Annotated in this window: 11 protein-coding genes and 1 pseudogene; 7 read left to right on the top strand and 5 right to left on the bottom strand. The window is 63.1% G+C overall.

Annotated features, from left to right (window positions below):
- Positions 1 to 14: 14 nt before the first annotated feature.
- From FHT82_RS04575 to FHT82_RS04550, 6 genes and pseudogenes are all read left to right on the top strand, one after another.
- The gene (locus FHT82_RS04575) at positions 15 to 1,307 is read left to right on the top strand and encodes a sugar ABC transporter substrate-binding protein (protein ID WP_183726705.1); all 1,293 of its coding nucleotides are present in this window, start codon (positions 15 to 17) and stop codon (positions 1,305 to 1,307) included.
- A 64-nt stretch (positions 1,308 to 1,371) separates the two neighbouring features.
- Positions 1,372 to 2,304, top strand: a complete 933-nt coding sequence (locus FHT82_RS04570) for a sugar ABC transporter permease (RefSeq protein WP_183726703.1) — start codon at positions 1,372 to 1,374, stop codon at positions 2,302 to 2,304.
- Entirely contained in the window at positions 2,297 to 3,190 is an 894-nt protein-coding gene (locus FHT82_RS04565) for a carbohydrate ABC transporter permease (protein ID WP_183726701.1), read from the top strand. Before FHT82_RS04570 ends, FHT82_RS04565 begins: the two co-directional genes overlap by 8 nt.
- A gap of 2 nt (positions 3,191 to 3,192) precedes the next feature.
- Positions 3,193 to 4,899, top strand: coding sequence for a GH32 C-terminal domain-containing protein (locus FHT82_RS04560; protein ID WP_183726699.1), 1,707 nt, complete (start codon positions 3,193 to 3,195; stop codon positions 4,897 to 4,899).
- Between the two features lie 14 nt (positions 4,900 to 4,913).
- On the top strand, positions 4,914 to 5,957 hold the full coding sequence (gene ugpC, locus FHT82_RS04555) for a sn-glycerol-3-phosphate ABC transporter ATP-binding protein UgpC (RefSeq protein WP_183726697.1): 1,044 nt from the start codon (positions 4,914 to 4,916) through the stop codon (positions 5,955 to 5,957).
- A gap of 114 nt (positions 5,958 to 6,071) precedes the next feature.
- A pseudogene (locus tag FHT82_RS04550) lies at positions 6,072 to 6,270 on the top strand (IS6 family transposase); the annotation flags it as partial.
- Positions 6,271 to 6,362: 92 nt separating this feature from the next.
- Here the strand turns inward: FHT82_RS04550 and FHT82_RS04545 are convergent.
- Genes FHT82_RS04545 through FHT82_RS04525 form a run of 5 tightly spaced genes read right to left on the bottom strand, consistent with a single transcriptional unit; the run spans position 6,363 to position 11,876 of the window.
- Complete coding sequence (locus FHT82_RS04545) at positions 6,363 to 7,493, bottom strand: substrate-binding domain-containing protein (RefSeq protein WP_183726695.1); 1,131 nt, start codon at positions 7,491 to 7,493, stop codon at positions 6,363 to 6,365.
- Positions 7,494 to 7,547: 54 nt separating this feature from the next.
- Positions 7,548 to 8,531, bottom strand: a complete 984-nt coding sequence (locus FHT82_RS04540; protein WP_183726693.1) for an ABC transporter permease — start codon at positions 8,529 to 8,531, stop codon at positions 7,548 to 7,550.
- Positions 8,528 to 9,505 (bottom strand): ABC transporter permease, encoded by a 978-nt coding sequence (locus FHT82_RS04535; protein WP_183726692.1) that lies wholly within the window; start codon positions 9,503 to 9,505, stop codon positions 8,528 to 8,530. Before FHT82_RS04535 ends, FHT82_RS04540 begins: the two co-directional genes overlap by 4 nt.
- Entirely contained in the window at positions 9,502 to 11,019 is a 1,518-nt protein-coding gene (locus FHT82_RS04530; protein ID WP_183726690.1) for a sugar ABC transporter ATP-binding protein, read from the bottom strand. The genes FHT82_RS04535 and FHT82_RS04530 overlap by 4 nt, the downstream gene beginning before the upstream one ends.
- Positions 11,016 to 11,876 carry a sugar phosphate isomerase/epimerase gene (locus FHT82_RS04525; RefSeq protein ID WP_183726689.1) on the bottom strand — a complete coding sequence of 287 codons (861 nt, stop codon included), beginning with the start codon at positions 11,874 to 11,876 and terminating at the stop codon, positions 11,016 to 11,018. The genes FHT82_RS04530 and FHT82_RS04525 overlap by 4 nt, the downstream gene beginning before the upstream one ends.
- Before the next feature lie 141 nt (positions 11,877 to 12,017).
- Between FHT82_RS04525 and FHT82_RS04520 the strand changes: the two genes are divergently transcribed.
- Positions 12,018 to 13,034: a helix-turn-helix domain-containing protein gene (locus FHT82_RS04520; RefSeq protein WP_183726687.1), complete on the top strand. Its 1,017-nt coding sequence runs from the start codon at positions 12,018 to 12,020 to the stop codon at positions 13,032 to 13,034.
- The last annotated feature ends 194 nt before the right edge of the window (positions 13,035 to 13,228 follow it).

Below are 13,228 nucleotides of genomic sequence, written 5' to 3'. Positions count from 1 at the left end.
AAATGACCGCAAGAATGAGTAATCGTTTACTCTCCACAATGTTTACGACCGCCGCGCTGGTCGCGGCAGCGGGTATCGCCGAGGCGAAGACCGTCATCCATATCATGCATCAAGGCGATCCGGGCTGGGTGAATACCTACGGCGACGTAGCTAAGCGCTTCGAGGAGGCCAATCCGGATGTCGATATCGAGCTAATCTACGCGCCGCATGACGCCTATAACGAAAAGTTCAGCGCCGCCGTCATGTCCAAGCAACTGCCCGACATCATGGAGCTCGACGCGCCGTTCCTCGCCAATTACGTCTGGTCAGGCTATTTGCAGCCGGTCAAGCCGCTGCTCGAGCAGGACGTGCTCGGCGATATGACGGACTCGAACGTCGCGCAGGGCACCTATCCGATCGACAAAGAGCTCTATGCCGTTGGCCTCACGGACTCGTCCGTCGTACTCTACGGAAACAAGAAGTATCTCGAAGCCATCGGTGCGCGCATTCCAAAGTCCGTGGACGACGCCTGGACGCGCGAGGAATTCGAAGGCTACCTCGATAAGCTCTCGAAGCTCGACGGCGTGAAGTGGCCGATCGACACGTTCCGCGGCTACGGCATCAAGACAGAATGGATCACCTATGCCTATGGCCCGCTGCTCGAAAGCGCCGGCTGCACCCTGATCGACCGGAAGACCTGGACTGCCAGCGGCACGCTCGACGGCGAGGCCTGCGTCAAGGCGCTGACCATGATGCAGGACTGGTTGAAGAAGGGTTGGCTCGTGCCTACCTCATCGGGCACCAACCAGTTCTACGCCGAAGGCCAGCCGGCGGCGCTCGCCATGGGCGGCCACTGGTTCTATGCCGAGGCCGCCGCGGCGATGAAGGACAATATCGTCGTTATGCCGCTGCCGAAGATCGGCGAGAAGGGCGTGAGCCCGAATGGCACCTGGATCTGGGGCATTTCCGCGACGTCCGCGAACCCTGATATCGCCGGCAAGTTCCTGAGCTTCATGCTGAAGGACAAGGGTTACCGCGCCTATGCCAAGAGCCAGTCCGCCTATCCGGGACTCAAGAGCTTCGCCGCCGAATCCCCGCTCTACGCAGAAGGCGGCCCCCTCGCCGTCGCCTTTGAACAGGCCTCGAAGACGGCCATCGCCCGTCCGCCGCATCCGGCCTATCCAACGATCACTTCGGCCTTCATGCAGGCCGTCGACAAGGTCTTCAATGGCGGCGACGTACAGGAGGCACTGACGGCGGCGGCCAAGAAGATTGACGAGGATATCGAGGACAACGCCGGCTACCCGCCCTTCGACGAACAGCATTAAGGCATTTGCGGGGCCGGCTCTCAGGCTGGTCCCGCCCCGGAGGATGATCGATGAGGAGGAGACAATGACCTTGCAACAGACCTCAGCGCCCGCATTGCCGCGCCCCGGCAGACGGCGCGACCGCCAGCGATTTTGGCAGGAAGTCGCGATGATCGCGCCGGCCGTGCTTTTGCTCGCCACCTTCCTGATCACACCGTTTCTGCTGTCGTTCTGGACGGCGATGACCAACCAGCCGCTCGTGCCCCGCCCGACGCCGGTGCGATTCGTCGGCCTCCTGAATTTCCAGCGCGTCTTCAGCGATCCGCTGTTCTGGACATCGCTATGGAACGTCACGCGCTTCACCATCTGGGTTCTGCCCGTCCAGTGCGGTCTCGCCTTCCTCACCGCGCTGCTGCTGCACCAGAAGCTGCCGATGAAGAACCTGCTGCGCGGCCTTTTCTTCCTGCCGGCGATCACCTCCATGGTAGTGGTCTGCGTCATCTGGGGCACGCTGTTCCAGTATCCGAGCGGTCCCCTCAACCAGATCGTCGGCTTCCTTTCGGGCGGCGCCATCCAGCCGATCGACTGGCTCGGCGATCCTAACTGGGCGATGTTCTCCATCGTACTGCTGTCGGCCTGGCAGGCCTATGGCTTTCAGATGATCATCTACCTCGCCGGCCTGCAAGGCATTCCGGACGAGCTTTACGATGCCGCGCGCATCGACGGGGCGAGCGCGCTGCGCCGCTTCTGGCACGTCACCATGCCGGGCTTGCGCCCCACTCATGTCTTCGTGCTGGTCATCACCACCATCCAGGCCTTCAAGCTCTATACGCAGGTGGCGATCCTCACCCAGGGCGGGCCGAAGGAAAGCACGGAAACCGTCGTCCACTACATGGTACGCGCCGGCTTCGAGGAACAGAAACTCGGCTATGCATCGGCCGTTTCCGTCATCCTCTTCGTCATCGTTCTCTTGATCGCGCTCGTCCAACGCAAACTCCTGAGGCGTTTCGATGTCTGATATCGCGTTGAGCCAGCCCGCCCCGCTGGCAATTCCCAGGGGCAACGGCAAGACGGGCCTGCGTCTCGTGCAGAGCCTCTGCATTCTCGTCATCGCGCTCGTGATGATCTCGCCGCTCTTCATGCTGCTGATCGCCAGCCTGAAGGACGACCGCTTCCGGATCCTCGCCGACATGGGCAGCTTTCGCGCCTTCTGGGTGAGCGACCCGACCTTGTCGAACTATCGCGAGATCGCCAATTTCTCCGGTGAGCTCGCCTTCGGCCGCTATCTCTTCAACTCGCTGGTGATCCTTGTCGTCACGGTGGTCTCAGGCCTCGTTATCAATTCCATGGCCGGCTTCGTGCTCGCCTGGGGCTCGCTGCGCGGCAAGGCGGTGCTGCTCGCCCTCGTCGTAGCGCTCTACGTCATTCCGCAGGAAAGCATCATCATGCCGCTCGTCGTCATGATGTCGCGGGCGGGACTCACCGATACGTTTGCCGTGCAGATCCTGCCCTGGGTCGCAAGCCCGCTCTATGTCTTCCTCTTCTACCAGTTCTTCGCGCAACTGCCGAAGGAACTCTACGAAGCAGCAGAAATGGACGGCGCCTCGGCATTCCGCATCTATCGGTCCATCTACATGCCGCTCAGTCTGCCGGCGCTCGCCACGGTCTCCATCCTCATGGGCATCGAGAGCTGGAACCAGTATCTCTGGCCGACGCTTGTCACCCAGACCGACTATGCCCGGCCGATTGCCGTCGCCATCGCCACCTTCTTCGGGCAAGACAGCATCTATTGGGACCGCGCCATGGCTGCCTCGGTCCTGATGATGATCCCCGTGCTCATCCTCTACCTCTCTTTCCAACGCTGGTTCGTAAGTTCGTTCATCGGCTCCGCCGTGAAAGGTTAACCATGTCTCTCGCAGCAAAATCTGCAGTCGCCGTGCTTCAGTCAATCGAGGCCGATTTTCCCTCCGACACGGTGCTGCATCTCTGGCTGAAGGCGCGGCGCGCCGGCGGCGAAGCCAGGCTCTTCGTGACCGTCGATCACGAGGACGTGGCCGATCCAGCCACGCGCCGCACGCAGGAATTCGAATTCTTCGCCGTGACCCTCGGCAAGAGCGGCCGCGCGGTGCTGGCCTATGACGAAGCAGACACCATGCTGTCGGTCGCCTACGCCTTCCGGCCGGAAACGGTGCTGGAGGAGGGCATCCGCGTGCTTCATCACGATGCCCGCACCGCGCCGCCGCAACTGCCGCACGCCTATCACTTCCGCCCGCCCTTTGGCTGGATGAACGATCCGAACGGCTTCGGCCGCTTCGCCGGCCGCGCGCATCTCTTTTACCAGCACTATCCGCACCAGCCGCGCTGGAACACCATGCACTGGGGGCATGCCGTCTCGAGGGATTTCCTACGCTGGACGCATCTGCCGATGTTCCTCTTTCCAGCTGATCATCTCTCGGAAAGGGACGACGGGCGCGGTGGCGCATTCTCCGGCTCGGCCATTCCCCTCTCCGGCCCCGAAGGCGAAGAAATTCGCGTCTTCTACACCGAGCATGTGCGTGACCGGAAGCCGGAGGAGCAGATTCAGCTTTCCGCCGTCAGCCAAGACGGCATTGTCGCGAGTGCTAGCGAAATTGTTCTGCCCTTGCGCCCGGAAGGCCTCGGCCTCACCACCGATTTCCGTGATCCATATGTCTTCAAGGGGCCAGACGGCCGGTGGAAGATGCTGCTCGGCAGCCGCGACCGCGAGGGGGGCGTCGTGCTGCTTTACGAAACCATCGATTCCGAGGGCGCCGGCGGCTGGACCTTCCTCGGCGTCATCCACCGCGAGGATCGCTTCGGAATGACGGCGGCGGAGTGCCCCTGCATGGTGCCGGTCGGCGGCAGGGCGGACGATCCACAGACCCGCTGGGCTCTGATCTTCGGCCTGCTGACCAGCCGCGACCCCGCGACCGGCCGCCGCAATCTCACCTTTGTCACGGTTGGCCGTTTCGACGGACGCAGCTTCACATCGGATTTCGAGCAGGAGCTGGATTTTGGCTCCGACGCCTATGCTTTTCAGGCCTTTGTCGACGGTGAAGAGCCGGTCGGCATCGCCTGGCTGGCCAACTGGACGGATTTCTCCCAGAAGGACGACTTCCCGACGGCCATGACCCTGCCGCGCCGCGTCCTTGTAGAAGACAACAGCGTGCTGACCCCGCCCGTCGCCGCGGCCGAGAGCCTACGTCACAGGCTCATCGACGACACGTCGCTCGCCGCCGGCGAGACTGTGCTGCTCGGCGATGGAGCGGTGGAAATCGCGCTCAGCCTCGCCGTCCCCGGCGCGGCCTTCGATCTTGCCTTAGACCATCCGGACGTCGCCATCGGCGTCAGACTCGACGCCGATGGCCTTGCCATTGTCTTCGACGCAGGCACGGGCAAGGCACCACCGCGCTATCTTGCCGCGGGCGCCAGGCCCTCGGAACTGCGCATCTTCCTCGATGCCGGCTCCATTGAAGTCTTCGCCGACAACGGCCGCTGGACAGCAACTAAGCGTATTCCGAGTTTTGCCGCCGCTCGCTCGGCGAAGCTCGCCGGTGCGATCTCTGCCGCCAGGATCTGGCAGCTCAAGCTTTGAGGGAGGAATAGACAATGGCATCGGTAACGATCGATAGCGTCCTTAAGCAATATGGTGCGGTCTCTGTCATCCATGGAGTCTCCGTGGATATCGAGGACGGGGAGTTCGTCACGCTCGTCGGGCCGTCGGGCTGCGGCAAATCTACGCTCCTGCGCATGCTTGCGGGGTTGGAGGACATCAGTGGCGGCGAGATCCGCATCGGCGGGCGCATCGTCAACGACGTGGCGCCGAAAGAACGGGACATCGCCATGGTGTTCCAGAGCTATGCGCTCTATCCGCATATGACGGTCCGAGAGAACATGGGCTTCGCCCTGAAGCTGCAGGGCCACGATAGGGCGACCATCGACAAGCTGGTCAATGAAGCCGCCGGCGTCCTCGCGCTCGAGCCGCTGCTGGAACGGCTGCCCAAGCAGCTCTCCGGCGGCCAGCGCCAGCGTGTCGCCATGGGGCGCGCCATCGTGCGCCACCCCAAGGTCTTCCTTTTCGATGAGCCGCTTTCCAACCTCGACGCCAAGCTGCGCGTCACCATGCGCAGCGAGATCAAGGAATTGCACCAGCGCCTCGGCACCACCATCGTCTACGTCACACACGACCAAATCGAGGCGATGACCATGGCCAACAAGATCGTGGTGATGCGCGCCGGGCGCATCGAGCAGATCGGCAAGCCGCTCGACCTCTATGATCGCCCCGATAACACCTTCGTCGCCACCTTCATCGGCTCGCCCGCTATGAACCTTTTTGAGGGCAGCATCAGTGGGGGTTGGTTCCGTATCAAGGGCGGCGTCAGCTTGCCGCTGCCGGCCGAAACCGACAAGGCGGCATGCACCTATGGAATACGCCCGGAAGATCTCGAAGTGGCGGATGCCGGTATTCCGGCCACGGTGCTGACCGTCGAGCCGACCGGAGCGGAAACCCATCTTTGCGTTCGCCTCGGCAACCAGACGGCCGCCATCGTCCTGCACCGCCGGATGGATTTCAGGCCCGGTGAGGAAATCCATCTCGCCCCCAAATCCGGGAAAATCCATCTCTTCTCCGCCGCAGGTAGAAGAATCAACTGATCTTCCGGCCCACCCATCGAGCCGCGCTCATTCTGCCCAACGGGTGCGGTTCGATTCTTGCATTTCTCCGTCGGGCGTACGCATTGGTCGCAATGGCGCGAATTCCACACTAATCATTCTCACCAGCCGACCCGGCGACGAGAGCGGGATCATGAAGCGCTTCAAGTCACAGCGACATCTACAACGCTTCGTCTCCATCCATGATCCGATTGCCAACCTGTTTCACATCCCGCGCCACGACATCCCCTCTGGCCATCATCGCGAACTGCAAGCAGCCGCGATGGGCCTGTGGGCGAAAATCGCCCGCGCATAGGCGATACTTGCTGCCGGAGCCTCACCTTGGCTTCTCAGCTGTTAAGTTTATGATGCCGGATGCGGCGCTCACCCCTTCGGCTGGGGCAACCGCTACATCTTTCCGCCCCAGCGTTCCGGATAATCTGGCAACTCCTGGCAGCCGCAAAGGCTGTAGTGCAGCGGCGGCATGCGCTCGTCGACATATTTTGCTAACACGTCCTCGGTGATTGCCGGCTGTGGCAGCACCCACTCAGGGCCTGGGACCTGCTTGCCATCCAGCACGTCGAGGGCCGCGATGATGGCGGTGCGCCACTGGTAGGTCGGGTAGGAAGGGCCGATCGCGGTCAGTTTTTCCGACTGCCATTTGCGCAGAAAGTCCTGCTGATCCTCGCCGCTGATCACCGGATAGGGAAGGCCAGCATCCTCGAAGGCTTCCAGCGCTGCCGTCGCGGTGTCGCCGGCGTCCATCCAGACCGCGTCGATCTTCTCGCCGCGGTTGATGTAGTCCTCGACGATCGACTTGGTCTTGGCCCGGTCACTGCCGGTGAACTCCGAACCGATCACCTTGATACCGGCTTCGTCGAAGATGTTCTTGGCGGCCGAATAGCGGGTTTCCAGCACGTCGACGCCCGGCATGATGCGCAGTGCCAGCACATTGGCGCCCTTCTTCAGCTTGCTGGCGATGAACTCGCCGGACGTGATGCCGAAGCCGTAGCCGCCGACCGGATGGATGTAGGTCACCGGGCACTGCGTGTTGACGCCTCGGTCGAAGACGATGACGGGAAGCTTGCCGCAGGCCGCGTCGACGACCGGGGTGAGCGCCGCCGTCGTGTTGGGCGAGACGATCAACGCATCGCACTTGCCGCCGCTGACCAAGGCCTCGATGTCGGAAATCTGCTTGTCGTCCTTGCCTTCGGCATCGACGACGATCAGTTCCTTGAGGCGATCCTTGTGCAGATCCGCCTCGGCGTTGAGGTTGTTGAGCCCGACCACGCGCCAGGGATTGAAGACGCCGGCGTTGGAAAAGCAGATCGTGACCTGGCCGTCCTTCTTGTATTTGGCCGTGTCGACCATGCCGTCGCCAAGATGCTGCGCCCAGGGCTGGCCTTCCGGCCCCTGCGGCTTTATCGAGAGCTGCTCGCGCTGCTTCTTGAACTCGACCGGATCGTTGAAATCCTGCGCCAGTGCCTGGCCGGTGAATGTGAGCGCCACGGTCGTCGCCAGTATTGTCCTGAGTTTCATTTTTTCTCCTCCTCCACGAAGCCGGTCGCCCCGGCGGTTGATGACGAATATCGCTCAGGTGAGCCGGCGGTTGTGCCGCACGCTGGCGCCCACCGCGGCGATCAGGATCAGCCCCTGGATGCTGTCGCGCAGCGCCTGCGGCAATCCGAGGACGTTGAGCAAAGTGAAGAGCGCGAAGAGACTGAGCGCCCCGAAGACCGCGCTCCAGATGGAGCCGCGTCCGCCGAGCAGTTGCGCGCCGCCGATGACGCAGGCGGCAATCGCCTGCAGCTCGAGCCCCTCCCCGGCATTGACCGACACTCCCGAAAAGCCACCGAGCAGGATGCCGGCCGTGACGGCGGAGACCGCCGAGACCACAAAGGCGAGGATGCGCGTCGCGGCAACCGGCGTGCCGGCAAGCTCCGCCGCTCGCGGATTGTCGCCGACGGCCAACGCCCGCTTGCCATAGACGGTGCCATTCAAGCCCCACCAGGCGAATGCCACGAAGCCGGCGATGACGATCACCGCAAGCGGCAGCGTGCCGACAACGGGAATGTCACGCCAGACAAGCCGGCCGAGATTGCGGAAATTGTCCGGCAGGTCGCCGCGCGGCGCTCCGCCCGACCAGGCCAGCGCCAGCCCGTTGACGAGCAGCATGGTGCCAAGCGTGGAGATAATCGAGGGCACCTTGAGAAAGGCGACGACGAAACCATTCACGAGGCCGACGGCGATGCCCATGGCATAGAGCGCGCCGATGACCACCCAGGTCACGCCGGGATCGCCATTGATGAGGATCGAAGCGGCCAGCACCACCAGGGTGGCCACCGCGCCCATCGAGAGGTCGAAGCCACCCGTCAGGATGACGTAGAGCTGCCCGCAGGCGAGGATGACGAGCGGCGCTGCCCGCCGCATGAAGTTCATGAAGAGGCTCGGCTCCAGATAGCTCGGCTGGAGAAAGGCGATGGCCGCATAGAGCACGACGAAGATGACGATACCGGCATTGGCGGCGATGCGCGTCGGACGGCGAACTGACGAAGAAATCTGCGGAACGGTCGTCATGCGACATGCCCCCTTGTGCGAACGGCATGGACGGCGACGGCGGCGATCACGATGGCTCCGCGCAGCACCTGTTTCAGGAAGGCGTCGATGCCGAGCATGTTGAAACCCGCATCGAGGCTGGCAAAAAGCAGGACGCCAGCGAGCGTGCCAGCAACACCGCCCTTGCCGCCGGCAAGGATCGTGCCGCCGATGACCGTGACTGCGATGGATTCGAGATCGTAGATGCCGTCGCGCCCGATCCATGGCGTGCCGGATTGCAGCCGCGCGGCGAGATAGAGCCCTGCCGCACCGGCAAAGAGGCTGGCGACCATATGGGCGGAGAGAATGACCCGTTCTGTGCGGATGCCGGCGAGCCGCGCACCGTCAGGATTCCCGCCGACGGCATAGAGCCGCGCGCCGAACAACGTGCGGTAGAGCACGAAGGCGGCTACGAGAGACAGGGCGACGAGAAGCAGGATGGAATAGGGCACGCCCAGCACGCCGCCATAGGCGATGATCTGGAACTCGCGCGCGACCGCGCCCTGCAACGCGCCGAATGAAGCGGCAAGCACGCCCTGGATGACGAGGCCTGTGCCGAGCGTTGCGATCAGCGGATTGATGCCGGCATAGGCGACGAGGGCGCCGTTCACGAGCCCGACCGCAAGACAAAGACCGAGGCAGATGAGCACAGCTGGCAGGATCATCGCCGGATCGCTTTGCATGACATGCGAGGCGAGGACGGCAACGGCGCTGATCAGCGCAGCGACCGAAAGGTCGATCGAGCCGACGAGGATCACGAAGGTCTGGCCGATCGCGACAAGTCCGAGCGCAACCATGCGCTGGAGCAGACCCGCAACGCCTTGACCGGTGAGTTGCGCGGTTTCGCCGGTGGCAAGCGCAACGACGACAAAAAACCCGATGGAGAGCCCCGCAAGCAGAACGGCGATGGATAGGCCCGGAAGGGCCGGTTTCGGCTTCTCGATATCGATCGTCATGGGTTTACCTCCCCGCGCGCTGCATCTGCAAGGCCAAGGGCAAGATGCATGATGTCCTCCTCGCTTGCTCCCCTCGGCAATTCGCCGGACAGGCGCCCCTGGTGCATGACGAGGATGCGGTCGGCGATGCCGATGAGTTCAGGCATGTCGGAGGAGATGACGACGATGCCTCGGCCGGAATCGGCAAGGCGTCGCATTGTCTCGTAGATCGCCGCCTTGGCCGCGATGTCGATGCCGCGCGTTGGCTCCACGAATACGAGAATGTCGGACGCCCGGGCCAGCCAGCGCACGATGATCGCCTTCTGCTGGTTGCCGCCCGAAAGCGTTCCGATCTCCTGTCCGAAATCCGCAGCACGCACATCCATCATGCGAAGCCTTTCGTCGATGACATCGGGCGCGAGCGCGCCGCGCTGCGGCCGGGCGAAAAGCCTGGCCATGGAACGCAGCGTCAGGAGCGCGTTGTCGCGGACGGACTGGCGTAGCGCCAGCCCCTCGCGCTTGCGGTCGCCTGGGAGGTAGCCGATGCCGGCGGCCGTCGCCTGCCGCGGGGTGCGAAGGGCGATTGGCTCGCCACGAAGCGCGACCCTGCCCCTCGTGAAGGGAACATCTCCGACGAGCGCCTGCGCCAGTGCGCCCTTGCCGGAATCCTCCAGCCCCGCCACGCCGATGATCTCGCCGGCTCGGACGTCGAAGGCGATATCGCGCAAGCCGGCGTTCGCCCCGCCCTCTATGGCAAGGAGCACCCCTCCCGGCGCATAAACCGGTGAGGCAGGATAGAAGTCCTTGACGTCGCGGCCGACCATGGCGCGCACGATCTCGTTGATCGGGGCGGCATCGCGCGGCCGCGTCCAAATCTTCCGGCCGTCCTTGAGGATGGTGATGCGATCGGCAATGGCCGTGACCTCGGGCATGCGATGGGAGATATAGACGATCGAGACCCCCTCGCGCCTGAGACCTTCGACAAGCGCGAGCAGTGTGCGGCTGTCCCGTTCGTCGAGCGCGGCCGTGGGTTCGTCCATGACGAGGATTCGTGCATCGAGGAGGAGCGCCTTGGCGATCTCGACGATCTGCTGAAGCGCGATGGAAAGCGAGGAAACCAGCACCTCCGGATCGACCTGCGCGCCGATGCGGCGAAGAAGCGCTGCCGACCTCTCCCGCATCGCCGCCTTGTCCAGGATGCCGCGCCTTGCGATCTCGCGTCCCATGAAGATGTTTTCCGCCACGCTACGATGCGGCAGCAGGCTGAGTTCCTGGTGGATGATCGCGATTCCGGCCTCCGCCGCCTGCCGAGGGTGCGTGAAATGCACGGCCTTCCCGGCCAGATGAATGGAGCCAGCATCCGGCCGGTAGCTGCCGCCGAGGATCTTCATGAGCGTCGATTTTCCGGCGCCGTTTTCGCCGCAGATCGCGTGGACCTCGCCCGGCAAGCAATCGAAATCGACGCCATCGAGCGCGCGAACACCTGGAAACGCCTTGCTTATACCAGTCATGCTGAGAGCGGGAATAGCTGTCATACCAGCCTCTCTCCCGCCGCCGCCCATTCCCGGCGGATAAAGGCGATGCTTTCGACAAACAGGCTGTCGAGATCGTCGAACAGATCGCGCCAGACCCGCGTCGCGCCGGCAAGCTCCGGCAGAGCGCGGCCGAAAGATTCGACCGTCAGCCATCCCTCATAGCCGCAGCGGCGCAACGCATCGAAATGCGCCGCGAAAGGCACATGGCCGGAACCGGGAACGCCGCGGTCGTTTTCGGATACATGGAAATGATTGATCTCCCCGTGATAGCGCTCATAGGTCGCCGGCGGATCCTTTTCCTCGATATTGGCGTGGAACGTGTCGAACATATAACCATAATTGGGGTGGTTGACGGCACGGTGGACCGCCGATGCCTGGGCGATGGTCGACATCATGTAGCATTCGAAACGGTTGACGGCTTCCGCCGAAATGCGAATGCCGGCAGGCGCCGCATAGTCCGCCATCGCGCGCATCGCCTCGACGCAGCGGTCGAATTCCTCAGGCGTCGGTCCGACGCCGGTAAAAACGCCCACGGGCGAATGGAGCGGGCCGGCAATGATCTCGCCGCCCATCGCAGCCGTGCAATCGACGATCCAGCGGTGATGATCGCGCGCCTTTGCGCGTACGGATGCCTCCGCACTTACAGGATTGGCCTCGGGCATCGCGGCGGCGGCGGCGCCTGCCGTGAGACCAATATCGGCAAGCAGCCGCCCGAGCGCCGCATAGTGCTGCTCGATGCCGGAGAACACGGGAATTTCCACCGCGTCATAACCAAGCGCCTTCAGCCGCTCGAGCCGGCGTGCGTGCTGCAGACCGATGTCCGCACCGATGACGAGCAGGTTGAATGCGATTTTCACTGATGTCCTCCCCCTTGCCGCGTTGGCCCGTCTCCATCAAGCCATCCGCGACGAAGGCACAATGGCAGGCTTGACTCGGCAATTCTTGCGGACGACAACAGTGGTAAATTTCTTAAGTCATTTTGTGTTGGGAGGCGCGAAGTGAACAAACATGCCGTAATTTCCACGGCCGATTACCGGCCCTCGGTCTTCCGCCAGCCCGACTCGGTCATGTATGCGAACAACTGCAAGGAACTGCAGGCCGCCGCCCGTCAGGGCGAGGTCGAGCTTCACGCCTGGACGCGCGGCAGCTATCCCGGCATTTCGCTCGGCGAGCGCCTGCCGGGCATCCGCACCGTCGGTTTCTGGGATGCGCGCCACAACCAGTCCTGGGGGCTCGACCGGCACTGCAACGAAGGCTTCAAGATTGCCTATCTCGCGCGCGGCAGCCTTGATTTGGTTGTGGACGAGCGGACCTACGCGCTCGAGCAGGGCCAGTTCATCGTCATCCGTCCGTGGCAATTGCATGCCATCGGCAATCCGACTGTCGGCCCCAGCCGGCTCCTGTGGATCATTCTCGACGCGGGCCTTCGTCGGCCGAGCGAGACGCCCGACTGGCCGGACTGGCTCGTCTTCTCCAGGGACGAGGCCGAACGGCTCGACGAGATCCTGACGCAGAACAACCAGCCGGTCTGGGACGGCGGGGCGGAACTCTGCCGCGCCTTCGAGGCGATCCCGTCCATCCTGCTCGACCGCAGCCCGGAGGATGGCGAGACGCGCCTGAAGGTGGCAATCAACGCGATGATGCTGAGCCTGATCGATCGGATGAACGAACAGGTTCCGACACTCAACCCCGATCTTTCGACCTCGCAACATACTGTCGCGATCTTTCTGCGCCGGCTGGCCTATGCACTTGAGGAAGAGTGGTCGCTGGAAAGCATGGCGGAGGAATGTGGGCTCTCGCGCACCCGCTTTTCTGACTACTGCAAGAAGCTCACTAACATGGCTCCTCGCCAGTACCTCCAGCATTTGCGGCTGGAGCACGCCTCGCGCCTCCTCCAGGAACCGCGCAACACCAGCGTCACTGAGATCGCATTGAGCTGCGGCTTCAGTTCGAGCCAGTATTTCTCGAACGCCTTCAAGAAACGGTACGGGCGCTCCCCAAGCAGCTACAGATAGAGGACTGCTTTCCGGCAGATGAAGACGGTCTGTAAAGTGATCCAGGGCGTTCGTGACCTTGGTGCGATGACCATCTCAGCAATGTTGTCAGCGCAACCCTTACACAACGCACGGCGATCTTATGGAAGTGGGCAAGGGTTGGAGGATTGCTGCATCGGTTTCAAAGGAAGTGCCGTTGATCGCCTTATGCGGCG

Origin of the sequence: Rhizobium sp. BK275 (assembly GCF_014193555.1) — a bacterium.
Lineage (GTDB): Bacteria > Pseudomonadota > Alphaproteobacteria > Rhizobiales > Rhizobiaceae > Rhizobium.
The sequence above is the reverse complement of the archived record's forward strand: the minus strand, read 5'-3'. Positions and strand labels throughout refer to the sequence as shown.